Below are 23,964 nucleotides of genomic sequence, written 5' to 3'. Positions count from 1 at the left end.
CGTTAATCTGAAAAAAATTGGATAAGTATGAATGCAAAATTTGAAGCAGGAATCAACATTGCAATTAAAATCCCTAAAAGTAAGTATGACAAAACCGTAGCTTTTTACAGGGACATTCTGAAGTTGGAGGTCAAAGAAATACCCATCGACAATCCAACCGTTTCAAAAACACATGAAGTAAAGTTCGGAAACAACACAATATGGTTGGACTGTGTGGACAACTATACACATTCAGAAACTTGGCTGCAACTGACGGTTCCAGATGTAGAAGTAGCGACCAACTATCTGGTATCAAAGGGTGTGGAAACTTGTGACGAACTAGAAGAGCTTCCTGAAAATATGCATTGGATTCAGGACCCAGCAGGCACGGTATTTAACCTGCAAAAGCGAGAAAGCAATTGATGAGGACAGTATTTACTGAGTAAATTTCCCTGTCCCCTCTATTACTATACTATGCATCGACTGGCATGACTTGTTTGACTTGGCCTTTGGCTTTTCTCTTTGCACTTTTTGCCAGGTACTCTTCTATGACTCCTTTGTAGTCGGTAGGGTCGTAGCGCGCGAATATTTCGGCGGGTACATTGGGGAGCTTTCTCCATTGAGAGATGCCCAAGTCTTGAAGCAGAATATCTAGATGCTGCTGATACCTCGTGCTTACGGCGATGTTGAACGTAGACTCGTAGGAGGAGTGTGTTATCTTCCACTGCGAAACCCGCTGGGCAGAGGCGAGCATTTCTGTCTCCGAAGGCAACTGGAGGTCTTTTTGATGTGCAGCTATTTGCCACAGCGTACCCATCTCACATAGTGCGATGTGCATAAACCCGTGGTTGTACCCTGCAAATCCCAGGTCAGGAATCCGAGGGTCTATCTGGTGTCGATACAGTGACGGGCCACCATGTACTCGGAGGTGCTGTGCGTACGCTTCTGGCAAGAATGCGTAGGTAGGTGCCTCATTGCCACAACAGATACATACCATGTCGGCTTCTATTTTTTGACCATCGGATAAGATGATTCCGTGCTCAAAAAATGAAGCAACCTCCCCTCGGTAAGGGATGATGCGCTGGTGTGCGACGTATTCATAGTAGTGATTCGGAGCTACTGCCGAGGCACTTCTCAAATCTGGAACAAACTGAGATTTGGGAGGGAAAACCAGATCCAATACGCTTGGGTCAAGTGTACCTAGCTTTGCATCTTTTCGATGCTGGTACTGAAAGAGCGTAGCTATAAAGCCCCAAAAAGACTTAACGACAAAGGGCAGTTTCTTGTGTAGCAAATTTTGGATCAAAGAACTGTGACACCAAGAAGGCATCATGTCACTGCCAAAGCGTGAGAAAAAGGGTCGGGTGTAATCTATTCCTAGTAAATGATCAGGGATAGTCCACCTCGGTGTCCTAAAGATGTGTTGCGTGCTTTGGGCTACTGCACCGCTCCATGCTGCAAAGTCCAGAGCCGTCTTGCCAAATCCTACGACGGCCACATGCTTGCCCTTGAAGACTTCTTTGGAATTGATGTTGGTGACAACCTCTCCTTGATACGAGTCGATATTTTCAAAACGAGGCTTGTGTTTCTTGTCTCCTCCTGGGTATTGGCCTGTCGCTATCATGACATAGGCAAAATCTCCTTGCGCTCCGTTTTCAAAAGTCAATTGCCAACCGATATCCTGTTTGACCATTTGGGTCACTTTGTGGTTGAGCTTGACCTCAAGACCAAATGCTGCGACGGCAGCATGCAGGTATTTCAAGACCTGCTCCCCAGTAGGGTGACGATCAGGAGTAAACGGCCAGGGAAAATCGGTGAACTGGTATTGAGGGGCGGTGTTTTGCAACCGAACGCCCGGGTAGGTCATGTTCCATTGGCCTCCGATCTGGTCGGAGGCCTCAAATATTGTGACTGAATAGCCGCATTTTTGCCAAACTCTGGCTGCCGAGATACCCGACACACCGGCCCCTATAATGGCAATATGCTGACTCTTTATTGTATTATTTGGCATCTGGATCTATTTCGTCCTTGATCCAAGCTATTCCAGTTGCCTCCCAGTCTTTGTTACTCGAAGCATCAATGTATCGTTCCCATTGGTAGATTCCCGTGGTTTTTGCAATTCTTTTGAATTGCATGGTAGGGATCGCACTGTTCAATACCACGACAGATCTCACCATCCCTTTTTGTTTGTAGTTCTTTTGGCCTTCTTCCATGACACTCTGACTTTCTGCAGGCAATGGTTTCATGTCTCTCAGGTCTGCAAATACACCGAAATGAGCAGGAGCCTTTTCTAGCAAGGCTAGAGATTCTTTGTACCACTCTTCCATTTCTTCTTTTTTGATAAAGCCACTAAATGTGAGGTAGTACCCAAAATCCTTTTGTTCAATTTTGTACATAATTAATAAGTCTTTATTGTTCTTTCAATAACTGTTGAATTTTCGTCAAGATAAGTTTTTTTGTGAAAATAAAGCAAGATGAGCTTATGAATTGACAGGTTTTAAGGCGTATTAATATTTTCTAGGATCACACTATAATATATGTACAGAGGGGAAGATTGGCAAGTGATAATGATGGAACGAATCTTTATGATGTAGTCTGAATAAATAGCTGCTTTTTGTTCGATCATTTGATAAATGGAATGCAACGATAGGTGTAAATCGAACTGTACAATTCAAATCTCCAAAGCAGTGTTTTAACCATCTAGTTTTGATTGGGATGTTCAATGTTTTTATTCCTACCTATGTAGGATAAGATGTCAGAAAGCCAGAAGTCTTATAGAAGATATAGAGATACCGTTGTGTAATACTGTTTTTATGGTGCAATGACAGGTCTATTTATGACTCTTTTTCTATTATGGGTTATTTGTGTTCTGATCGTTTCTCTAAACCCATCTTATTAGTAATATTCGCAATTAGTAGTAGGTAGAATCACTCATTATTATCATTTATGAAGAGAAAAATTATGTCAACATTGTTGCTGATATCGTGTGCAACAATGTCTGAGGTTTGGGCCATGCCTGAAGCTCCCCCCACGGTAACCTTTAATATCGATCACGTCTGGGTGTTGTTGTCCGCAGCGTTGGTGTTTTTCATGCAAGCAGGATTTAAGGCATTCGAAGTAGGAATGGTTCGAGCCGAGCATGGCAATGCAGTGGCGATCAAGAATCTCATCGATTGGATTATTGGCAGTCTTATTTTCCTGTTTTTCGGTTTTGGAATTATGTTTGGCAAGTCCACTTATGGTTTTATTGGAACTGATTTGTTTTTTGGGATTGGTGTACAAGACAATCCAGCAGGATCAGATCTAGGTACGATCTTTTTTCTATTTCAAATCGCCTTTGCAACTACAGCCCTGACCATCGTCTCAGGAGCTATGTCTGAGCGAACGGGATTCATTCCCTACATGACCGCCTCGGCCATTGTAGCTGTGGTGATTTATCCAGTTTATGGTCATTGGGTATGGGGCAATTTGTTCTATGCAGACAATCCTGCTTGGTTGGCAGATTTAGGTTTTATTGATTTTGCAGGATCAACGGTTGTACACTCGATAGGTGCTTGGGTAGGATTGGTTGGGATATGGGTCATAGGTCCTCGGTTAGGCAGGTTTGACAAGGATGGGAATCCGTTAGAGTTTAAACCAGCCAACTATGCCTACAGCGTGTTGGGGCTCTTGATTTTATGGCTCGGATGGTGGGGGTTCAATGGTGGCAGCCAATTGGCACTCGATGGAGCAGTTGGTGAAATCATCCTCAACACCAACATCGCTGGAGCAGCAGCTGGGTTGGTAGCATTTTTTCATTGTTATTGGTTTCAAGATCGAAAGGATCTGTACCCTAAGTTTCTTGGAGGAATCATTGGGGGGCTGGTAGCCATTACTGCTTGCTGTGCCAATGTAGACCATTTGGGTGCTTTGGCTGTTGGTCTGACTGCAGGCCTGGTACACAATTATGCTTTCGACCTGATCCTACACAAACTTAAACTAGATGATCCCGTAGGGGCTATCCCTGTACATGGCTTTTGTGGTGTGTGGGGGACACTATGTGTAGCGATTTTTGGAGAGATCTCACCAGAAACAACTCGATTGACTCAGTTAGGTGTACAAGCATTTGGTGTATTGGTTGCCTTTGTTTTTACCACATCGGTGTCTTTCCTCATGTTTATGTTATTGAAAAAAACCATTGGTCTACGTGTTTCTCCTGAGGAGGAAAAATATGGTATCATCATAGGTGGTGAAGCCAATATGGGCGAGGAAACAGAGGAAGAGATAGAAATGAGCGAAGAAGAATTGCTTGAGTTGATGAAATAAGTAGAAACGAGAAAAATTACGAGATGACAGTTCACCAAATATCAATCAAAATGAAGTCAGGGTATAACCTGATCAGTGTTGAAAAATACAGAGAAATTAAACCCATAGATCGAGTACAATTGGTTTCACAAAAGAAAATACAGTTTTTGGATATAGAAGGAAATATGATTCCTACGCTGACGGCTATTAAGGATATCAATAAGCATCTTCATAGATAATTGCCATCACACAAAATGCAGGGCAGCAAGAGCCTTGTATTTTGTGTTTTGAATGCGAAGTACGATTGGGTAATATCCTTACTCTTTTTAGCATGGTATATTCGATTGGTCTAGTTTTGTCCCTCATGATAAGCGGTCTGATATGTGGGTAATACTGGGTGTACTTTCTTTGCTGGCACTGGGGGTATATGATATACTGAAGAAGGTGTCTCTCAATGACAATGCGGTTTTGCCTGTATTGTTTTTTTCTACGGTATTTTCCGCCTTGCTTTTCGTGCCACCATGGATCATGTCCTACACGGTCGATGGGTTTGATCAGTACGACCATTTCTACATCCCTCCAGTGGATTTACATGTTCATTTGTTGATAGTAATCAAGGTGCTGATAGTGGTGTCTTCATGGATCTTGTCTTTCCTGGCACTGAAGAACCTGCCGATTAGTATCGTGTCGCCTATCCGTTCTACTGGACCGATTTGGACATTGATGGGTGCTATCATGATCTATGGTGAGACACTCAATCAATTCCAATGGATAGGGATGATGGTGGCTTTGATTTTCTTTTATTTCTTCTCCATTGCTGGCAACAAAGAAGGCGTCAATTTCAAAACCAACAAATGGGTTTGGTTCATCTTGTTGGCAACCCTGATAGGTACTGTGAGTACACTCTATGACAAGTTTCTGATCGCAAACTACAATCGCTTGGCGATTCAGGCTTACTTTTCATTCTATCAAGTCCCGATTATGGCTTTGGTCTTGTTGATTTTTTGGTATCCCAAAAGAGAAAAGTACACGCCATTTCGTTGGAAATATACTATTCCATTTATAGGAATCGTGTTGGTGTTGGGTGATTTTGCTTATTTCTATGCATTGACCTTTGAGGATTCTTTGGTATCCATTCTTTCACTTTTGCGACGAAGCAGTGTCATTATCTCCTTTGCGGCAGGAGCCATTTTGTTCAAGGAGAAAAACATCTTACACAAATCATTGATTCTGCTAGGAATCATCATAGGGATCGTGCTTATTATGGTGGGTAGTTGATGGATTGAACGGCAAGGTCGGTATGTCGAAAATAGGCTAATCTTCTCCTAGGTTATTGCAGAAATCGTTAGGCTAGCCTGCTGAAGTGACGTAACTTTGGCGTAGTTTGGAGGGCTGACCGGTTTGTTGAGAGACAGGTTGCAGGCTTTACTCTTTTAACTCCGTCATCACACATTGAGACATAGCATGAAGTATCTATTAGGGTATGAAATCGGCAGTACAACGATCAAAGTGGCACTGATACATTCAGAAGACAACCTGGTGGTCGATGTGGTACAGTACCCAGAGCATGATTCTACGATTTTGTCTAAACACAGCGGTTGGGCAGAGCAGCATCCCGAATCGTGGTGGCAGGATTTGTGCACTGCCACTCGAAGTTTACTTGCCATCAACAACCTAAATCCACGGGAAATTGCGGGAATTGGGATTGCCTATCAGATGCACGGTCTTGTACTTGTTGATGAAAACAAAAAAGTGCTTAGACCTTCGATCATTTGGAGTGACAGTCGTGCTGTTACGATTGGTAAAAAGGCCTTCAAGGATTTGGGAGAGAAAGAGTGCTTAGAAAATTTCCTCAATTCGCCAGGCAATTTCACGGCCTCAAAGCTGAGATGGGTCAAGGACAACGAACCAGAGATTTATGATCGTATCGACAAGATCATGTTGCCCGGTGACTACATAGCCATGAAATTTACGGGAGAGGTACAGACTACCATATCGGGTTTGTCTGAGGCGATTTTATGGGATTTTAAAAGGAAGAAAATCGCTCATCAGGTTATGGATTATTATGAGATCAGTGAAGATTTGATTCCTGAGATTGTACCTACTTTTTCTTTGCAAGGGACTGTGACAGCAGAAGCCGCCGAGATGAGTGGGTTGGTAACGGGTATTCCTGTGACCTATCGAGCTGGAGACCAACCCAACAATGCTCTTTCACTCAATGTATTGAACCCAGGGGAGATTGCAGCGACCAGTGCAGAGTCGGGAGTGGTCTATGGGATAGTTGATAGACCCAAGTATGATGTTCGCTCTCGGGTCAATTCTTTTGCACATATCAACTATGAAGACAACTATGATCGAATCGGAGTACTGCTCTGTCTCAACGGAGCGGGGACACAATATGGTTGGATGAAAAGCCAAATTGCACTCAGTGGGCGCCATTATGAGGACATGGAGCGTATGGCATCTACCGTACCCATTGGTTCTGACGAACTGTGTGTTTTGCCATTTGGCAATGGTGCAGAACGAATGCTAGATGAGAAAAGTATCAATTCGCATATCATGAATCTGGAGTTTAGCAGACACTCCAGAGGACATCTCTACAGAGCGGCTCTTGAAGGGGTGGCGTTTTCGTTCGTCTATGGAATGAATCTGCTCAAAGAGATGGGGTTGGAGGTAGATATTTTGCGTGTCACCAGTGACAACATGTTTCAGTCGGAGATATTTTCTATGACCATAGCGACGCTATTGGACTGCCATATTGAAGTGGTAGATACCACAGGAGTGATCGGTGCTGCGCGAGCTGCAGGAGTAGCCAATGGTGTGTACACCTCACTCGAAGAGGCCCTCTCACATGTGAAACCGAGTATTATCTATGAGCCGAGACTGAATCACTCGCGCTGCAGCCAAGCCTACAATCTGTGGCTGTCTCATTTGGACAAGGCGCTATTTGATATGCCATCCTATGCCAACCGACCCGAAGTTTTGCGTTCGAAAAATGAGGCACTCAAAGCAACTATCACGGAGAAAAATAAGGAACTGACTGCTGTGTCCATGCAGTTGTACAACAAAGATGAATTTTTGCTAGAGATCAAGGATTCTCTGAAGGGGTTGTCAGCAGATTTGTCTGTGGAGGATCAAAAAAAAGTGTTGCAACGATTGATTGCCAAGATCGAAAGCAAGACAGATAGTGACAAGGACTGGGAGAGTTTCGAAGGTCAATTTGATCTTTTGCATTCGGATTTCTTCAAGAAACTCAAGAGTGACTTTCCTAAACTCTCTGTCTCAGAAGCCAAACTTTGTATGCTGCTGAAAATGAAACTCTCCACCAAGGAGATTGCCAATCAACTCAATTTGTCAGTCAGAGGAGTAGAGACCCGTCGCTACCGTCTTCGCAAAAAACTGCAAATCAACAAAGAATTGGATCTCGAAGAGTTTTTGGATAGGGTATAGTCCATTGGGCTGGGTCGCACAGGGAATTAAGAGCCTCAGACTACGGCATTCATTGCTAATTTTCAACAACCTGAGACTGTCTTAATACCCTGCAGATTACCTACTAATGAGTATTTCAAGTTTTTGTGAGCAACCGTACTTTTGTTGAATAATGTTAACACGAAGAAATGCTCTTCATGTAGGTTCTTTTAATCAACAAACATATCATGAAACAAAAATTCTTACTCTTTTTATTATCTATTGTTCTTTTTAGCTGTTTGGAAGAACTGGGATCCTCAGATGATGATAGTTCTGATGCTCAGACCATCTATTTTACGATCACAAATGGCTCTTCGTACTGTGACAATGATTTTAGTATTGCTGTTTATGATTCTTATTCAGGATCACCAATCGATTATTGGATCGGTTCTACATTGGAAGCAGGAGAGACCGATTTTTTTGAGCGAGAGCTCAACAATGATGCAGTGAGTATAGATTTGTTGTTGAGTCCGGGAGATGAGAATTGTAATCACGAGCATGCAGCCATTACCGTTCAGGACGGTGATTATGTGGTATGGGATATGCGAAACTCATATGCTACGTTGCTAGGTGATGATGATCCTGCGACAGATGATCCTGACAATGGAGGGGATAATTCTGGTGATGATGACGATGATGATGATGGAGGTTCAGATGGAGGAAGTCTTTACTATCCAATAGGGGAGATTACCTATAAGTTTTATTCTGGTAAGACTTTCTCAGGAAGAATAAACTTTGGTACGGGTGAAGAATTGGTGGGTGGACTTGATTTGATGGGCACGCACAATGTAGGGTACAGCACCAATCCCGTGAAAAGTCCTAAAGACATGAGCTATGACAATTGCTGGGGATCGAACTATACAATTTATGAACACCTCAGTAATGGTAAATTGGAGAAGTACACAGGAGAATGGACGGCTTCATATGATGGGCAGAGTACTACGGTATATATAGGCTACTAGTCTGGTCTAAGTGTTCTTTATGACCTGAGTTCAATTTTGAACAATCCTTCAAGGGCTTTATTGAAGGGGTTAGTTTACCATTCGTTTTGTCTATGATCTGGCAGGAGAACCCTTGAGAAGGGTTCTCCTGCCTTTTTTATCAAAGGTCATTTTAATTTTGTCCCTTTATGGATCATGAACCTTCTTTAAAAATCGAAATCAGGTATATAGAAGGAGGCCCGTAGGCTGAGTGAATCTTCATAAATTCTAAGTAGTTTTGAGTCCGCTTATTTACATCAGCTTTGACACTCAAAGAACACTATCAAAAAAACATCTCTCTGGCCTATCCTGTCATGCTGAGCCAACTGGGACACATCATGGTGGCAGTAGCGGACAGTGTCATGGTAGGACGTCTGGGTGCTGTACAATTGGCATCTGTATCGTTGGCTGTCAGTGTATTTACCCTGTTCATGTTGTTTGGGATTGGGGTGTCATTTGGGATGACGCCACTGGTTGCTGCAGCAGATGGAGCCAATGACAAGGTTTTGTCTACTCGCTATCTCAAACATGGTTTTCTGCTCAATACCGCTCTGGGTGTAATCTTGACCTTGTTGTGCCTGTTGGCAGTCTATATCTTTCCGTATTTGGGACAGGACGAAAAAGTATTGATTGATGCAGTACCTTTCTTTTTGATGATGGCATTGAGCCTGCTGCCCTTGATGTTGTTCCAAACTTTCAGACAATTTGCGGAGGGATTGTCAATGACACGCCAAGCCATGATTATCTCTGTGGGAGGAAATTTGGTCAACATAGGATTGAATTATCTCTTGATATTTGGTCATTGGGGTTTTGAACCCATGGGGGTGCTAGGTGCAGGGATTGCGACCTTGATTTCTCGCATCATGATGGCCATTGCTATGGGTGGATTCTTTTTGTGGTACCATAGATTCAAAAGATACCGTGGCATATATGCGTCCATCGTGATCAAATGGCAGGTTTTTAAAGACATATTGAGAATTGGGGTTCCTTCAGGCTTACAATTCATTTTTGAGATAGGTGCTTTTAGTGCGTCAGCTATCATGGTCGGGTGGCTCGGAGCTATTCCTCTAGCATCTCACCAGATTGCTGTGAATCTGTCAGGGGTCACTTACATGATTGCAACAGGAATCTCCGCTGCTGCTTCGATCCGGGTTGGTAATCAACTCGGACGAAAAGATTACTTGAATCTTCGAACCGCTGGAATGACTTGTTTTATCATGGTCACGGCACTGATGATCTTTTTTTCGTTGTTTTTCGTGTTGACCAGATACTATTTGCCCTCATTGTATGTGGATGAGGTGGAGGTGATCACATTGGCATCTTCGTTGCTGATCATCGTGGCATTTTATCAGATTTCTGATGGTGTGCAGAGCGTAGGCTTGGGTGCGTTGAGAGGGCTAGGGGATGTGAAAGTTCCTACATTGGTGACCTTGATCAGTTATTGGGGAGTGGCTATTCCCTTGGGATATGTAGCTGGCTTTGTGTTGGGATGGGACGCATATGGAGTATGGTTTGGATTGTCTGTTGGATTGACATTGGCGGCAGTAGCGCATGTTGCCAGATTTAGAAAACTGACCAAAAGGCTGCTTGCTTGATTGGTACAGTAGTTCAAAGTAAGAAAGTTGAATGTGTTTTGTGCTTTCTAACCTGTTTTGATTCTAAAATCTATTAAAAAATCTTAGCCAAGTACTGATCATTTTCATCAGTCATCAATATCTCGATTTCCATTCCACAATCATGCACAATTTGCGTTAGCGTATTTTGATCCACATATACCCAATCGAACCATTCGCCCATTTCACCTTTGTACTCATAGCGGTAGCGAATCTCCCCGTAATAGTCTTTGGGCATTTCCAGTCCTTCTTCGTAGAGGTAACTAATATCTGAGGAGTCCAAAATGATATTGCCACCTTCTACCAATAGAGATTTGCAGTGTAGTAGGAGCGATTTGACTTCTGATAGTTTGCCTGCTATGCCTAGCCCGTTCATGAGCAAAAGCACCGTTTCGTACTGTGCTTTGTGTATGCGGTAGTCTGTGTCTACGATGTGCTGGATGCCTGACTGGCGCATGGTTTCCACACAGCCTGGAGAGTTGTCCAGTGCCGTCACTTCAAAGTCCAAAGCCTGTAGTAGTAGGGAATGTGCTCCTGCACCCGCACCGAGATCGAGTACTTTTCGGTAGCAGTGTGCTATGGCACAGTTCTCTAATTCGCTAAAATCCTCAGGTTCTCTGAAGAATACCTCCACAGGCATTTCTTCGGGCTCTCCATACGAGTTGTGTAGCAAAAGGAGAGATGATTCCTCCTTCTTGTAATAATCCAATATGGCTTGGCCATGCAGATCTTTCACTTACTTGCCGAACATGTTCATGCCAGACATCATGCGTTTGGCTCCTCCCATTTTGTTCATGGTTTTCATCATTTTACGCATTTGGTCAAATTGCTTGAGCAGTTGGTTGACCTCTTGGATTGAGGTACCACTACCATTGGCAATTCTCTTCTTTCTGCTGCCGTTGATCAAGTCTGGCTCTTCTCTTTCTTGGATGGTCATGGACTTGATGATTGCTTCGATAGGTTTCAAAGAATCATCGTCAATGTCTATGTCTTTGATAGCCTTGCCGACACCTGGGATCATACCCATAAGGTCCTTGAGGTTACCCATTTTTTTGATTTGCTCTAGTTGAGAAAGGAAATCGTCAAATCCGAAATTGTTTTTGCGAATCTTCTTCTGGATTCTTTTGGCTTCTTCTTCGTCAAAGTTCTGCTGTGCTTTTTCTACCAACGAGACGACATCCCCCATACCGAGGATTCTGCTGGCCATTCTTTCTGGATAGAAGATATCCAATGCCTCCATTTTCTCTCCGTGAGAAATGAATTTGATAGGTTTTTCGACCACATTTCGGATCGATAGGGCAGCTCCACCACGGGTGTCACCATCCATTTTAGTCAAGACTACCCCATCGAAATTCAATCGTTCGTTGAAGGTCTTGGCAGTGTTGACAGCATCTTGTCCAGTCATGGCATCTACGACGAAGAGCGTTTCTGCAGGATTCAAGAATTTCTTTAAAGATTCAATCTCTTGCATCATTTGCTCGTCTACTGCGAGACGACCAGCGGTATCGACGATGACGGTCTTTTTGTTATTTTCCTTTGCGTACTTGATTGCGTTTTTGGCAATCTTTAGTGCGTCTTTGTTGTCTGGCTCAGCATATACATCCACTCCGATTTGCTCTCCAAGGACTTTCAACTGGTCGATCGCGGCAGGACGGTAGATGTCGCAGGCGACCAATAGGACATTTCTCTTGCTTTTGAGGTGGTTGGCTAGTTTTCCAGTAAAGGTAGTTTTACCCGAACCTTGTAGACCAGAGATCAAAATAATATTGGGATCGCCCTGTAGACTGATGTCCACCTTGGCTCCTCCCATGAGTAGTGTCAACTCATCAGAGACTATTTTGGTCAACAATTGACCTGGGGAAATGGCGGTCAATACATTTTGACCCAATGCCTTTTCTCTAATTGTATCGGTTACGTTTTTGGCTACTTTGAAGTTAACATCGGCATCAATGAGTGCACGTCTAATTTCTTTGACTGTAGTGGCTACATTGATCTCGGTGATCTTGCCTTGTCCTTTTAATGTCTTAAATGCCTTGTCTAGCTTGCCGCTTAAATTATCAAACATAATCGAGTACGAATTAAAATATCGGCAAAGCTAATCATTAGGACAGCAAAAGTCTAATGATAGGTTTTGGAAAAACCTATTTTGTTGTCGCTAATTGACTGAAATATCTTCTGAGATCATTATCGATGAATCAGATGTTTGCTTCGCTGCTTTTTTCCTTGTTGCGGATTTTAAAATAAATGAGCAGCGTGGTAGTGGATACTAGAATCCAAAACGTATCGATGACCAGCAGTTGCAGATTGCCACGTACTAGCGATATCCAAATCCAGTTACCAGTCATCACACCATTGGCTATCGGAATCAGAAGTCCAATAATACTACCTGAAAGTAAAGTGTATTTGCTTATGAAGGCCATGTCTCTTTTGAGGATGAAAAGGATAGTCAAGAATAGCCATGTGATGAAATAGAACTGATAGATGAACTCTTGACTTGCTGGACTAAATACTTTTACTGCGATGAATGAAGCTGCTGTGACTGGGTACATACTCAGACATATTGCCATATAGATGAGTGCCACGCTGCGGTTGAACCGTCTGCGTTTTTCGGGAATGTTCTTTTTGTCACGAGCGACGAGCCAAATCATAATGCCTGAGATGATGACAAAGCAAGAGATGATTCCCAAAACAAAGGAAACAGTCTTGAGTGCATAACCACCATAGTCACCATAGTGTAGTCTGTATAGAGCGTTTTTGACGCCATCCAGATAGCTACTTTTGGTTAGGGGGCTTTTTTCATCAACTATTTCGCCCGAGGAGATTTTGTATATTCGCTTGCCTAAACCTGTGAATTTGCTGTTGCGATTCATTTCTCCCTCTATGGATACATGCATGTTGGCATCTCCGTAGTTGAATACATGGACATGATTGACATCAAAATCAGGCCAGTCTGTTCTGGTCTTTTCTATCAAATCGTTGAGGCTGTAGGCTGCGGTGTTGGTTTGATTCTCTAGGAGAAATGTAGGCTCTCCATAGCCTAAATCATCATACAATTGACCTTGATCTCCATTGTACAATGCAAAAACACTCGGAGCGATCAAGAGGGCTTTGATCATAAAGAAGGCTCCCGTTACGGCATAGACAAACTGGAAAGGCAACCCAATGGTACCCAATGCTGTATGGGCATCTGTCCATAGTGTTTTTAGTTTGGACCAAGGCCTGAACAGGTAGAAGTTGGAGACGATCTTGTCCCAATGAATGAGAATCCCAGTGATAATCGCAAACAGAAAAAACAAAGCAGTAAAGCCAGAAAGATAATACCCAGCTGGATAAGGGATTTGTGCCAAAAAATGTAACCTGTATAGAAATTCTCCCAAGGAATAAGAAGCTACATAGTCCGAAGTTTCATAGTTTTCAGTATCAAGGTAGAAGAACTGACGACCTTGGTCTGTATTTAAGATTGTGTCTTTAGGGACACTCAAATTTATGCCTATGCGGCGCTCTACGTAATGTTTGCTAATGGAAAGGTCGCGGCTGTAGAGATTGTATTTCGATTCAAGTGAATCGAAAGCAGCATCATAGTCCATTTCTATGTTTTCGGTCGGATTGACTGTATGGTTGCGTTCCCAATTGACAATGTCATCGCGGAAAAACGAAAAAGAACCTGCAAAGAAAATGACAAAAAGCACCACGCTGATGACAATGCCACTGACTGTGTGGAGGTGAAAAAGAATATTGTATGACCTTTTGTCCATGAGATTATATTGTCGAATTGTATGTAGTACCTAGGTAAGTAATGCCTGCAAATACAGCTGTCATCAAGAGGTATATTCCCCAAGTTTTCCATCCGTTTCGGCTCAAAAAGGCCAAAATCATCAAAACTACCCAAAGAATAAATCCACTAAAAGTGGAGGTGATCAGTACTGTTGCTTTGTCGAGCCAGCTGGCAAGTGCCAAATGGATGACTGTGCTGAGCAGATAACCTCCGATGATGGCGGCAGAGATTTTGGCGATACGCTGGTGGGTGGAGGTGGTGAGATATTTGCGATTAGCGGGCATGTGCTATGGTAATATGATTTCTAAAACGAATGACAAAATGGAAATGGCTGAAATGGATACGTAGTTGAGGACACGCAGTGGACTGATGATGGTCACCAGACTGCCCAAAGTCATCAATATGATGAAAAAGAACAAACTACCAGACCCTACTCCCCAGAGGGAGATGGATACAGAGAGGGATAGAAACAACAAAACAGTGCCTATTACTTTTGCAATGGGTGCGTGATTGTGCATCCATTTTTCTATGGGTAAAGAGCGAGCGATTTGCGCCTTTTTGGAAGTCAAATAGAAGAGATAAAAGCTGAGCCAGATGAGGATCAAATTTAGAGTCACCATTTTGTTGTGTTTATTGTGGTAGTTATGGAAGGATGCAGACCGTCGCGCAGTGCCAGATAAATTGATAATCCTTGCCTTTGTATTGACCAGGCACTTCTTCTTTTTTGGTTGTCTCGATGATGTATTTGGTCTCCCAAGGGCGGTCGAAACTGACCATGCCATTTTCGTCGGTATGCAGTGTTTTGGACCATTGATCTGCTACGAATACTTGCAATTCATTTTTTGCCAAAGGGGCATTTTTGTACAAAACCTGTAGTTTCACTTCCTTTCCGTCAGCCGCCAGTCTTTTGACAGTGATTCCTTCTTCGTTTTGGGCGATGGTTTCTCCAGAGGTTTCACCGACCTGAATTTGTGCAACGGAGTGATAATGAGTCTTAAAGATTCCAAAATCATATTGCGTATAGTCTATTACTCCGATGTTGTTGTTGTCGAGTATGACGGTGTAAGTACCGTTTTCTTTGGGTACAAATGAGGCTAAGTAGTATGTCTCTTGTTCCTTTGTTTTAAGTGTGGTTTTTTTTCCACTAGGACTTACAACCCAAAGGCTAAAGTCTTGGACTTTGGTGAATGCTTCATCTCCAACTTTTTCCTCCAGACCGTAGGTGTATTCTCCGAAGTACACACGTATGTCTTGTGCTTGGTTGATGCTACCCGCAGAGCTAGTCTCTACCCACATGTAGTGCGCCATGCTGCTCGATGTGACCGCCAATAGTATGGCTATGCTTGTAATAATTTTTCTCATATTGGTAAAATTGTGATAGCGTGTCCAAACTCAGGCTTGGACACGCTCTTCAATGATTGATGAATAGTCTTATTTGATTGCAGCAAATGCTTTAGCATAGTTGCCGTCAATTTGAGCTCCTTTGAGTGCAGTGGCTGCTGATGGATCTATTTCGTAGATGTATGCATCCACCGAAGTACTGATGTTGACATACGCTTTGCCGTCATGCACCAGGTTGGCCATGCCCCATCCACCGCCATGTGCTGGTATATCTAGTTGAGTGACGGTTTTAGTTTCTAAGTCGGCAATTGCCATGTAGCATATGGCAGTTTCTGGTTCTGGATAAGGACCGAAGCTAGCTCCGAAATAATCAGGATTGGTTACATCTTCTTTGATCATTCTGACAATCATTTTGTCTTTTCCTGCATAGAAGGCTTGTGTGATTTTGAATCCGCCACTTGCCTCTTCGAAATTGAAAAAGTAACTATCGTCAAATTCGGTTTCCCCCTCTTTTATTCTTAGGAATCCTGATGGGTTGGTTGGTACAGGGTTGAAATAAGAAGCCAGTCCTGATGTTGAGAAGGAGTAAATGTCTCCGTTTTCGGTCTCCATGATAGAGTTTAGTCCAGCATAGAGTCCTATATCAGAGGTACGATCATCTGTCATGATTTTCTCAAATTCCATTTCTGGATATGAATATACTGCTACACGTGCTTGATTAGAATTAGGAGTAGCAAATGCAGGAACTCCTTCTTTTTCGCCCGCACCCATGAGGTAGTATGCAACATAGAGTTTATCTCCTTGTACAACCATACCAGTTGGCCAAGCTACCAAACCTTCTTCTTGGCGCTCGTCGATCTTGGTATAAGTCCTCTTAGAAATGGACATACTGGTCAAATCTATCGTGTAGAATATTCTGTCCTCATAGCCAGCTCGGGTGATGCCTACTCCGAGTGCAGTGTTTTCATCTATTTCTACCATTCCATAGATGTTTAGCTCTGTGATGAGCGAACCTACATCTGTCAAAACACCATCTACCATTCTGTATCCAGTCACCATGTTGTCACTAGAGTAGCCAGTAGCGACAAATGTATTGCCTATTTGATAAAATGACATCCAAGCAGGTTGTTCGACACCTTGTCCCAATGGTGAGATGATGCCAGTCGAGAAGTCATCCGCTCCGACGATCACGTCAGTATCTGATTCAGCTTCTATTCCTACTAAAAACTGTGATTGAGTAGAACCACCTTCGTCTTCTTGACAAGAGGTAAGTGTAAATGCAGCGGTCAAAATCCCTACTGCTATGTGTATAAACTGCTTTTTCATGATTTGTTTTATAATTAATTTTTACTAATGAAGTACCGTAGTTTGAGATTGAAGGCTCTACCTGGATTTTGTTGGTTGAAATTGTCGTAGACTTTGGCATCCATGATGTTGGATACTAGGAACGACAGGTTGTATCGCCCCTCTTGTAAGCTGTAGGTCAGTTGCAAATCATTGGTAAATCGAGATTGGATGGTCGATTTGCCTTGAGCAGCTAGGCTGGGCCATTTGAGATAAAAGTCATGAACATATCTATTGGTGTTGGTGATAGACAATTGATCCGACTTCATGAATAGGTTAGCCTTTTGATAAGACAAGATCAAATTGCCAAACAGGAAAGGTTCGTTAGGGAGACGGTCTCCATACAAGGAGCTAGACTTGTCATTGTTTCGTAGGTCGAGGTAGGTGCCGCCCAGACCTATGGTGAACTGACTGGCAATTGCATACCGAGCTGCTAGGTCAATGCCTTTGGCTAATACACTTTTGTCGTTGACATACGTACTGCGGTTGAGTCTTGGTTCGAAGCGTATATAGTCTCTGCTGTCTCGTACAAAACCATTGACTTCTATCATGTATTGATTGCTGCGCTCGGAGATCGAGTTGAATCTCATGCCTACATTGAAGTTGTTGCTCGACTCAGGGATCAATTCAGGATTAGGGATGACGTTGAGCCCATCGCCATACATCTCATAAGACTCGGGAAAGCGGTAGGCTTTTTCATAAGAGACCTTCAATTGGATGTTTGTTTTGAGAAAGAACGTAGAAGCCAATCCATAACCTATTTTTTGTTCTTTGGTTTCGAAGAGTTCGGTGTCTTCTCCATCGTACTCAGCTACATTGCTTTGGAGCAAATAATGATAACTCTTGCCAAAAACCGTTGTCTTCAGACGGTCAGATAGGGCATTGTTGGTGTATCCCAGACCAATTACTTGCTTGTTGGTCAAGTTTGGGTTGCTAAACTGTGTGTTGTTTTGCGGTTGGTAATCGTCATGTCCTTGCAACTCAAGACGATTGATCGAGTAGTTGATAGATAGGTTGTGCTGCGCAGTGATGGCGTACTCAGCATTGGCATTCGCCAAAAAATTCTTTCTGTTGAGGTAAAAGTGTGTTTTTCTCCCTAGTTCTCCAGTGGTGGGGTGTACATCTGGTTTGTAGTCACCGAACCAGTCGTATTGATTGGCACTGATGTCCAGATATTCTTCATTGGAATCTAAGTAAACCGCATAAGCTCTGGTGTTGAGGTTTTCGACAAGTAGGTTCTTTTTGCGATAAGAGAGGTTGATAATTTTGATGTCGGATTGAGCAGTAGCCTCTCCGACAGGGTATGCGGAGGTTCCAGTGGCATAGGGATTCTGCTGCAATTCTTTGTAGTTATCAGATACTACAGCACCTACCATGAGCTCGTCTGCATAGGATTTATTCATGATACCTACTTCGATCCATGCCATTTTGGAATCGTACGCATCATGAAAGCGTTTCACCTCGGTGTATTCATCATCTAGTTTTCCTGTTTCTGTGTTGAGGATTTGTACATCGATAGGGTAGTCATTGTCAGAGTGGTTGTAAAATGATTTTACTCGCAAGGTCAACCCAGATTTCTTGTCATGCCACTGGCCGTTGAGCGCACCAGTATGCGTGTTGAATGAACCAAAGGAGTAGGAAGCATCCAAGTAAGTGATAGGGCGTGTATCCGTGATGATGTTGATGGCTCCCCCGAGTGCATCGGATGACAAATGGATCGGTACGGCTCCTTTGTATATCTCAATGGTACTGACAAGGTTGGCCGGGAAGTTGTTGAGACTCAATGAAGAACCGAAATAATCCATCGGTATGCCATTGATAAAAGTCCGTACACGGTTGCCGGACAAACCATTTAATGACAAGTTGAAACTTGATCCCATACCGCCACTTTGCCTAATGTTGATTCCAGAAACTCGGTTTAGTATCTGATTGACATCTGTGCTGGCATTCTTAAAGGTTTTGGCCTCTACTACTGATACTGCATAGGCCTGCTCACGAACGAGGGTAGCTTCTGATTTTCCAGTAATGGTTATTTCGTTGAGACTGGTTATACTTTCTAGAAGCTTTATATTGAGTGTCTGTGTTTCTTGGGTTCGAGTGTCTAGTTCGACAACCTGAGAATCATACCCTATGGCGGATATTTTAAGTCGATGTTTGCCTTTGGTCAGTTCTTGGATCAAAAATCTACCACCCATGTCTGTAGCAGCACCTTTGGTTCCTCCCATCAATTGAATGGTTGCACCTGGCAATGCCTCGCCCTGCTCATCCGTGATGATGCCGCTGATTGACTGTGCCATACTGGCAAAGCAAATAATATGCGGTAGGATGATTGTAGCGAATATTTTGAGCATTGTTTTTATTTAGACTTGTTATGAATAATGTGCAAATGTAGGTAGCGACGCAGGTAGGATGCAATCACTACATCTAGTGAATTTTAATAAATCTGAAAGAGTGATTCCGGCGTTGATGGAGTTTACTGAACTGAAATGATTCATTTTCTGCAACCTTGTTCAAGTTCTTTCAGTATTGTAGTTTGTTATGTACCTTGCAATACATAGTACATGAAATTGTAATTTTAAACTCAATATATATGAAAAGCATATTTGCGATTTTGATCTTGGTGATGACCATGTTTATGGCTGAGGCCCAACCAAAAAAAGTAAGAGCCAAGGATTTGGCTGGGACATGGCAATTGAAAATTGATCTGGGAGACGATTTTTTAGAAGAAGAGATGGATGACGAAGACAACGCTCTGGCACGTGTCATCATGCAGGCCACAGGCTCGTTCGTGAGTGGTATCATCGATGAACTGGATATTCAGTTCCAGTTTCTAGACAACGGGAAGTGCAAGATTACAGCTACGGCTTTTGGCTCTGATCCAGAGGTAGAGATGGGACAATGGAAAATCAACGACAAAGGACAACTCATCATCAGTGATACGGATTCATTCAAGAGCAGCGAAAATGAATATTGGATGATGGAGGACGATATATTGATTGTCATGGAAGACGGTGAGGTTATCTCCGATGATGCTCGGGTCTACATGGTGAGAGTAGACTGATGACTCCTATCACGACACTAATGATTGATGCGGTATAGGCCTCTGGTGGGGAAATGGTCTGAGGTCTTTATACTGCGGTCCACTTCAAAACTCACTGGCTCTATTTCAGGGTTAGTGAAGTGGTGATCGATCCGCAGAAAGAACAACGTGCTGTTGAAGCTGAAACCAAAACCTTGGCCCACTTTTTCAAAGACATTGCTATAATATCGGCTCAGCGTGTGGTAGTTGTAGCTGTATGGAGTATCATTGAAGTCACCCGCAATCAGATAAGGGTAGGGGCAATTTTGCGTATGGAGAATCAACTGTTCGATTTGATTGGAACGGTTGATTGCACCATTTTTGAGTCGCTGAAACAGGTCTTTTATTTTGGTGAGATAGTGGTCTGATTGCTTGTATTGACCGAGCTGGAGCTCCATGGATGCGAGGTGCACGTTGTAGAGCCTGATGGTGTCTTGATCCATTTTTACATCTATATACATTACCCCATTGATTGAGTATGGGTTTTCCCAAACCATTCCCTTGTCTATGATTTTGTGTTTGGAGAATAGAGCCATGCCAGGGTTGTGGTCTGCATCCCGCATTTCTGGAGTATAGATATAGGCATAGTAGCCTTCTTCCTTCATTTTTTGAGGGACATCTAGTGCGGACCAGCGATTGTTGTAACTAAACTCTTGAAAGCATTTGAAATCTGAGGTGTCTTTGACGGCTGTTTCGATTAATTCCTTAGAGAATTTGTTGTAGACCTTGTACTCTCTAAACAATTTGACATTGTAACTCAGGACCGAAAAATCATAAGCCAGAGTACTTTCCTGATGGGAGAAACGATAAGTATCCAAGATGAAAGGCAAGCCCAAAATCAAACATGCCAATGGATAAAGTACCCTTTTACGTTTGGTAAATAGCAGAGGGATTACAAGGATGAAATTGATAGCGATCAACACAGGAATGCCATAACTCATCAAGGGGATCAACCAAAAAAATTGCGGAGGGATCAATACGGATGCGTAAGCCAATATACTTGCTACACTGAGTAAGCTCAGTAAGGTATGGACTTGAATTTTCCTGATTGACCATCGACTCATTTTTGATGCAATTGATTCAAAAAGTTGAGTAATTCTTGATAAACTATATCCAATTCTTCATCACTGATGATGTAGGGGGGCATCAAGTAGATCACATTACCCAATGGACGGATTAGAATCCCTTTTTCTAAAAAGTAGGGGTAAATTTTCTTCCGAGCCTCACTTTCGTAGCTGGTTTCCCCGAACCCTTTGAGATCAAATGCTACAATAGTCCCTTGCGTTCGGACGTTCTCCACATTTGGATTTTCTTTTAGTTTTTCTGCAAAGCTTTTATGTTTACCTGTTACTCTCGCGATGTTGTCTCTACACACTTGACTGGTGAAGATTTCAAAGCTGGCATTGGCTACAGCACAAGCCAGTGGATTGCCCGTGTAAGAGTGGCCATGCAGCAGTGCCTTAGCATAGGAGTCGCTCAGAAAGGCTTCTTCAATCTTCTGATTGCAGGCGGTGATTCCTAGTGGCATGGTACCACCAGTGATGCCTTTGGATAGGCAGATTAGGTCAGGTTTGTGGGTGACGTGATCTGTAGCTAGATTTTTACCTGTTCGGCCAAATCCTGTCATTACCTCATCCGCTATGCAAATCACTCCATGACGTTGTGCGATTTCGATGAGTTGATCCAGTATTGCAGGAGAGTACATGCGCATGCCTCCAGCACCTTGCACCAAGGGTTCGAATATGAATGTGCTGCACTGCTCATCCGATACCAATGCTTCGAAACGCTGCATGACCTCTTCGATATTGTCTTGAGTCGGAAAATCAATGAAGTCTACATCGAATAAGAAAGGAAAGAAGGGTGCGGTAAACCCGCCACGTTCGCCCACAGACATGGCGCCAAAGGTATCTCCGTGGTAGGCTCCATCGATCGCTATTACTTTTGTCTTCTTCTTTTCTCCTAGGTTGTGCCAGTATTGAAAAGCCATCTTCAAAGCTACCTCGATGGCAGTGCTGCCATTGTCAGAGAAGAAAACTTTGGAGAAACTGTCAGGAAGCACCGTCATCAGATTCTCAGCCAGGCGCACGGCGGGTTCGTGAGTAAATCCTGCAAAGATGGCATGCTCCATCTTTAATGCCTGATCGTAGAGTGCTTTGGCTAGTCTTTCATCGGAGTGACCGTGTATGTTGACCCACCAGGAGGATACTGTGTCGATGATTTTTTCTCCATCGGTCGTGTACAGATACATACCTTTGGCGGATGCCAAGGGGATATACTCAAAGGGACTGATGAGGGGAGCGAAGGGATGCCAAATGAGTTCTTTGTCTTTTTGATGGAGTTCTGCAGTAGTCATGGTAGTGTGATGTGGTCTCCGAGTTGATCGATTAATTGTGGGGTGATTTGATCCAAACGTGGGATTCTGCCCAAGCAGGGCAATTGACTGTAGTTCAAAATGAAACGTTCTGATTCAGTATTGGTCTCGTCATTGAAAATGATACCGGCAATTTTGAAATTCCGTGAACGCAAATAAGCAATGGATAGCAAGGTATGGTTGATACTGCCGAGGTAGTTTCTAGAAACCAAAATCACCTCAGCATCAAAATCCATAGCCAGATCAATCACCAAATCTTGGTCGTTGATAGGAACCATGATGCCGCCAGCACCCTCTATAACCATCGTGCGATCCGAGTGAGGTACGGCAAACTGTGCCCTGGTTAGATAGATGTTTTCGGCCTTTGCTGCTGCGTGTGGTGACATGGGTAGATTGAGCAGTGCACCTTCTGGATGGATGGTGAGATCAGGAGAGATCAGTGTACGGATGCTGTCACTGTCTGTCGGTTGTCCCGCTTGTACGGGTTTCCAATAGTCAGCTTTCAGTTTTTGGGTCAAGATGGCACTGATGACTGTTTTGCCAGAGTCGGTATCTATTCCTGTGACGAAGTATCTCTTGGATTGATTCATAGTTGCGAAGATAGACAATCGATCAAGTTTTTGATTTCTGTCTTTGAATTATGGGTATGGATGCAAACACGCAGACGTTCGGTACCTGCTGCTACAGTAGGGGACAAAATGGCTCGGACATCAAACCCGGACTGCTGTAGGAGCATGGAGATGTTTTTGACTTTTTGATTGCCTGGGATGACAATGGGCTGTATGGGCGTTTGACTTTGTAGTTTGTAGCAATCGTCGTTTTGACCGATTTTATCCAAGTAGTATTGGTTGAAAAACTGAATAATTTCCTGACTATCGCTTTGCAAATGGATGTTTTGTGAGAGATAGTCAAATGCTGCATCAATGGAAAAGATGCTGTGAATAGGCAGTGCGGTTGTATAAATAAATGAGCGAGCAAAATTGGTGAGGTAATCGATCAAATCTTGTGATCCTACGATACAGGCACCGTGTACGCCCATAGCCTTGCCAAAAGTATAAACTCGGGCAAGGAATTTTTGTTCGATCCCTAATGCACAGACCAATCCATTTCCTCCCGAACCAAACAGTCCAGTGCCATGTGCTTCGTCCACTAGCAATTGTGCCTCGTACTTCTGGGCTACACTTATGATCTCTTCGAAGCAAGCTTGATCTCCGTCCATCGAGTAGATGGATTCGATCACGACAAATTTTTGACCCTGCGCATTTTTGAGTTTTCTCTCCAGATCTGTAGCGTCATTGTGTCGAAAAGAAAAGCTTTTGGCAGGGCTCAATTGTGCGCCTTCTTTGATGCAGACATGGGATAGACTGTCATAGATGATGGTATCACTGCGCTGAGGGAGGCTAGAGATGAGTGCGAGATTGGCCACATAGCCTGAGTTGAAAAGCAGTGCAGCTTCCGCTTTGAAAATTCCCGCTAGCTTATTTTCCAGTTCCTCAATAGGTTGTGAATTGCCAGCTAGTAAGCGTGAACCAGCCGAACCATTTTTGTGGATGATATTTTGATAGGAGTAGCTGTTGATTTGCTGGAAGAGGTCTTCAGATCTGCTGAGACTCAGGTAGTCGTTTGATACGAAATCAATGAGAGGCAGGGTAGAGTAGCTGAGCCGGCGTAGGTTGCCATTATCTTCTCTCTCTTTTAGCTTTTTGATGAAATCCAGTTTCATTGATGCA

At 43.2% G+C, this 23,964-nt stretch carries 22 protein-coding genes; 8 read left to right on the top strand and 14 right to left on the bottom strand.

Features of this window, described 5'->3' with window-relative positions:
* The first annotated feature begins 27 nt into the window (after positions 1-27).
* The gene (locus tag N6H18_RS18615; protein WP_262309792.1) at positions 28-402 is read left to right on the top strand and encodes a VOC family protein; all 375 of its coding nucleotides are present in this window, start codon (positions 28-30) and stop codon (positions 400-402) included.
* A gap of 49 nt (positions 403-451) precedes the next feature.
* Here the strand turns inward: N6H18_RS18615 and N6H18_RS18610 are convergent, their stop codons facing one another.
* Positions 452-1,990 carry a flavin-containing monooxygenase gene (locus tag N6H18_RS18610; protein WP_262309791.1) on the bottom strand — a complete coding sequence of 513 codons (1,539 nt, stop codon included), beginning with the start codon at positions 1,988-1,990 and terminating at the stop codon, positions 452-454.
* Positions 1,980-2,375, bottom strand: a complete 396-nt coding sequence (locus N6H18_RS18605; protein WP_262309790.1) for a hypothetical protein — start codon at positions 2,373-2,375, stop codon at positions 1,980-1,982. Before N6H18_RS18605 ends, N6H18_RS18610 begins: the two co-directional genes overlap by 11 nt.
* A gap of 598 nt (positions 2,376-2,973) precedes the next feature.
* On the opposite strand from N6H18_RS18605, the gene N6H18_RS18600 reads away from it, so the two are divergent.
* From N6H18_RS18600 to N6H18_RS18575, 6 genes are all read left to right on the top strand, one after another.
* Complete coding sequence (locus N6H18_RS18600) at positions 2,974-4,284, top strand: ammonium transporter (protein WP_262309789.1); 1,311 nt, start codon at positions 2,974-2,976, stop codon at positions 4,282-4,284.
* Between the two features lie 50 nt (positions 4,285-4,334).
* Positions 4,335-4,502 (top strand): hypothetical protein, encoded by a 168-nt coding sequence (locus N6H18_RS18595; protein WP_262309788.1) that lies wholly within the window; start codon positions 4,335-4,337, stop codon positions 4,500-4,502.
* Positions 4,503-4,644: 142 nt separating this feature from the next.
* Positions 4,645-5,541, top strand: a complete 897-nt coding sequence (locus N6H18_RS18590) for an EamA family transporter (protein WP_262309787.1) — start codon at positions 4,645-4,647, stop codon at positions 5,539-5,541.
* A gap of 186 nt (positions 5,542-5,727) precedes the next feature.
* A complete protein-coding gene (locus tag N6H18_RS18585; RefSeq protein ID WP_262309786.1) occupies positions 5,728-7,713 on the top strand; it encodes an FGGY family carbohydrate kinase in 1,986 nt (661 codons plus the stop codon).
* A 206-nt stretch (positions 7,714-7,919) separates the two neighbouring features.
* Positions 7,920-8,693, top strand: a complete 774-nt coding sequence (locus N6H18_RS18580; RefSeq protein ID WP_262309785.1) for a hypothetical protein — start codon at positions 7,920-7,922, stop codon at positions 8,691-8,693.
* A 281-nt stretch (positions 8,694-8,974) separates the two neighbouring features.
* Positions 8,975-10,306 (top strand): MATE family efflux transporter, encoded by a 1,332-nt coding sequence (locus tag N6H18_RS18575; protein WP_262309784.1) that lies wholly within the window; start codon positions 8,975-8,977, stop codon positions 10,304-10,306.
* Positions 10,307-10,379: 73 nt separating this feature from the next.
* On the opposite strand, the gene N6H18_RS18570 is transcribed toward N6H18_RS18575, so the two are convergent.
* The 8 genes from N6H18_RS18570 to N6H18_RS18535 all read right to left on the bottom strand — a co-directional run bounded on the left by N6H18_RS18570 (position 10,380) and on the right by N6H18_RS18535 (position 19,135).
* On the bottom strand, positions 10,380-11,060 hold the full coding sequence (locus N6H18_RS18570) for a class I SAM-dependent methyltransferase (RefSeq protein ID WP_262309783.1): 681 nt from the start codon (positions 11,058-11,060) through the stop codon (positions 10,380-10,382).
* Complete coding sequence (ffh, locus tag N6H18_RS18565) at positions 11,061-12,389, bottom strand: signal recognition particle protein (RefSeq protein ID WP_262309782.1); 1,329 nt, start codon at positions 12,387-12,389, stop codon at positions 11,061-11,063.
* Positions 12,390-12,519: 130 nt separating this feature from the next.
* Positions 12,520-14,079, bottom strand: a complete 1,560-nt coding sequence (locus tag N6H18_RS18560; protein ID WP_262309781.1) for a PepSY-associated TM helix domain-containing protein — start codon at positions 14,077-14,079, stop codon at positions 12,520-12,522.
* 4 nt (positions 14,080-14,083) lie between these two features.
* Complete coding sequence (locus tag N6H18_RS18555) at positions 14,084-14,383, bottom strand: hypothetical protein (protein WP_262309780.1); 300 nt, start codon at positions 14,381-14,383, stop codon at positions 14,084-14,086.
* A gap of 3 nt (positions 14,384-14,386) precedes the next feature.
* Positions 14,387-14,719: a hypothetical protein gene (locus N6H18_RS18550; RefSeq protein ID WP_262309779.1), complete on the bottom strand. Its 333-nt coding sequence runs from the start codon at positions 14,717-14,719 to the stop codon at positions 14,387-14,389.
* A 22-nt stretch (positions 14,720-14,741) separates the two neighbouring features.
* Positions 14,742-15,461 (bottom strand): DUF4198 domain-containing protein, encoded by a 720-nt coding sequence (locus N6H18_RS18545; RefSeq protein ID WP_262309778.1) that lies wholly within the window; start codon positions 15,459-15,461, stop codon positions 14,742-14,744.
* A 69-nt stretch (positions 15,462-15,530) separates the two neighbouring features.
* Complete coding sequence (locus N6H18_RS18540; protein ID WP_262309777.1) at positions 15,531-16,766, bottom strand: DUF4374 domain-containing protein; 1,236 nt, start codon at positions 16,764-16,766, stop codon at positions 15,531-15,533.
* A gap of 14 nt (positions 16,767-16,780) precedes the next feature.
* On the bottom strand, positions 16,781-19,135 hold the full coding sequence (locus tag N6H18_RS18535) for a TonB-dependent receptor (RefSeq protein ID WP_262309776.1): 2,355 nt from the start codon (positions 19,133-19,135) through the stop codon (positions 16,781-16,783).
* Positions 19,136-19,374: 239 nt separating this feature from the next.
* On the opposite strand from N6H18_RS18535, the gene N6H18_RS18530 reads away from it, so the two are divergent.
* Positions 19,375-19,845 (top strand): hypothetical protein, encoded by a 471-nt coding sequence (locus N6H18_RS18530; RefSeq protein WP_262309775.1) that lies wholly within the window; start codon positions 19,375-19,377, stop codon positions 19,843-19,845.
* Positions 19,846-19,862: 17 nt separating this feature from the next.
* On the opposite strand, the gene N6H18_RS18525 is transcribed toward N6H18_RS18530, so the two are convergent.
* The 4 genes from N6H18_RS18525 to N6H18_RS18510 are packed head-to-tail and all read right to left on the bottom strand — an operon-like array spanning position 19,863 to position 23,957.
* Positions 19,863-20,927 carry an endonuclease/exonuclease/phosphatase family protein gene (locus N6H18_RS18525; RefSeq protein WP_262309774.1) on the bottom strand — a complete coding sequence of 355 codons (1,065 nt, stop codon included), beginning with the start codon at positions 20,925-20,927 and terminating at the stop codon, positions 19,863-19,865.
* Entirely contained in the window at positions 20,924-22,216 is a 1,293-nt protein-coding gene (gene bioA / locus N6H18_RS18520; protein ID WP_262309773.1) for an adenosylmethionine--8-amino-7-oxononanoate transaminase, read from the bottom strand. Before bioA ends, N6H18_RS18525 begins: the two co-directional genes overlap by 4 nt.
* A complete protein-coding gene (gene bioD, locus N6H18_RS18515) occupies positions 22,213-22,824 on the bottom strand; it encodes a dethiobiotin synthase (protein WP_262309772.1) in 612 nt (203 codons plus the stop codon). Before bioD ends, bioA begins: the two co-directional genes overlap by 4 nt.
* Positions 22,821-23,957: an aminotransferase class I/II-fold pyridoxal phosphate-dependent enzyme gene (locus N6H18_RS18510; protein WP_262309771.1), complete on the bottom strand. Its 1,137-nt coding sequence runs from the start codon at positions 23,955-23,957 to the stop codon at positions 22,821-22,823. The genes bioD and N6H18_RS18510 overlap by 4 nt, the downstream gene beginning before the upstream one ends.
* Positions 23,958-23,964 lie beyond the last annotated feature (7 nt).

The organism is Reichenbachiella agarivorans (genome assembly GCF_025502585.1).
In the GTDB taxonomy this organism is placed as follows: Bacteria; Bacteroidota; Bacteroidia; order Cytophagales; family Cyclobacteriaceae; genus Reichenbachiella; species Reichenbachiella agarivorans.
The sequence above is the reverse complement of the archived record's forward strand: the minus strand, read 5'-3'. Positions and strand labels throughout refer to the sequence as shown.

Bases quoted from the DNA above. Each gene is read 5' to 3' on its own strand.
- N6H18_RS18615 (WP_262309792.1), top strand. From the start codon at position 28: ATGAATGCAAAATTTGAAGCAGGAATCAACATTGCAATTAAAATCCCT.
- N6H18_RS18610 (WP_262309791.1), bottom strand. From the start codon at position 1,990: ATGCCAAATAATACAATAAAGAGTCAGCATATTGCCATTATAGGGGCC.
- N6H18_RS18605 (WP_262309790.1), bottom strand. From the start codon at position 2,375: ATGTACAAAATTGAACAAAAGGATTTTGGGTACTACCTCACATTTAGT.
- N6H18_RS18600 (WP_262309789.1), top strand. From the start codon at position 2,974: ATGTCTGAGGTTTGGGCCATGCCTGAAGCTCCCCCCACGGTAACCTTT.
- N6H18_RS18595 (WP_262309788.1), top strand. From the start codon at position 4,335: ATGAAGTCAGGGTATAACCTGATCAGTGTTGAAAAATACAGAGAAATT.
- N6H18_RS18590 (WP_262309787.1), top strand. From the start codon at position 4,645: ATGTGGGTAATACTGGGTGTACTTTCTTTGCTGGCACTGGGGGTATAT.
- N6H18_RS18585 (WP_262309786.1), top strand. From the start codon at position 5,728: ATGAAGTATCTATTAGGGTATGAAATCGGCAGTACAACGATCAAAGTG.
- N6H18_RS18580 (WP_262309785.1), top strand. From the start codon at position 7,920: ATGAAACAAAAATTCTTACTCTTTTTATTATCTATTGTTCTTTTTAGC.
- ffh (WP_262309782.1), bottom strand. From the start codon at position 12,389: ATGTTTGATAATTTAAGCGGCAAGCTAGACAAGGCATTTAAGACATTA.
- N6H18_RS18560 (WP_262309781.1), bottom strand. From the start codon at position 14,079: ATGGACAAAAGGTCATACAATATTCTTTTTCACCTCCACACAGTCAGT.
- N6H18_RS18555 (WP_262309780.1), bottom strand. From the start codon at position 14,383: ATGCCCGCTAATCGCAAATATCTCACCACCTCCACCCACCAGCGTATC.
- N6H18_RS18550 (WP_262309779.1), bottom strand. From the start codon at position 14,719: ATGGTGACTCTAAATTTGATCCTCATCTGGCTCAGCTTTTATCTCTTC.
- N6H18_RS18545 (WP_262309778.1), bottom strand. From the start codon at position 15,461: ATGAGAAAAATTATTACAAGCATAGCCATACTATTGGCGGTCACATCG.
- N6H18_RS18540 (WP_262309777.1), bottom strand. From the start codon at position 16,766: ATGAAAAAGCAGTTTATACACATAGCAGTAGGGATTTTGACCGCTGCA.
- N6H18_RS18535 (WP_262309776.1), bottom strand. From the start codon at position 19,135: ATGCTCAAAATATTCGCTACAATCATCCTACCGCATATTATTTGCTTT.
- N6H18_RS18530 (WP_262309775.1), top strand. From the start codon at position 19,375: ATGAAAAGCATATTTGCGATTTTGATCTTGGTGATGACCATGTTTATG.
- N6H18_RS18525 (WP_262309774.1), bottom strand. From the start codon at position 20,927: ATGAGTCGATGGTCAATCAGGAAAATTCAAGTCCATACCTTACTGAGC.
- bioA (WP_262309773.1), bottom strand. From the start codon at position 22,216: ATGACTACTGCAGAACTCCATCAAAAAGACAAAGAACTCATTTGGCAT.
- bioD (WP_262309772.1), bottom strand. From the start codon at position 22,824: ATGAATCAATCCAAGAGATACTTCGTCACAGGAATAGATACCGACTCT.
- N6H18_RS18510 (WP_262309771.1), bottom strand. From the start codon at position 23,957: ATGAAACTGGATTTCATCAAAAAGCTAAAAGAGAGAGAAGATAATGGC.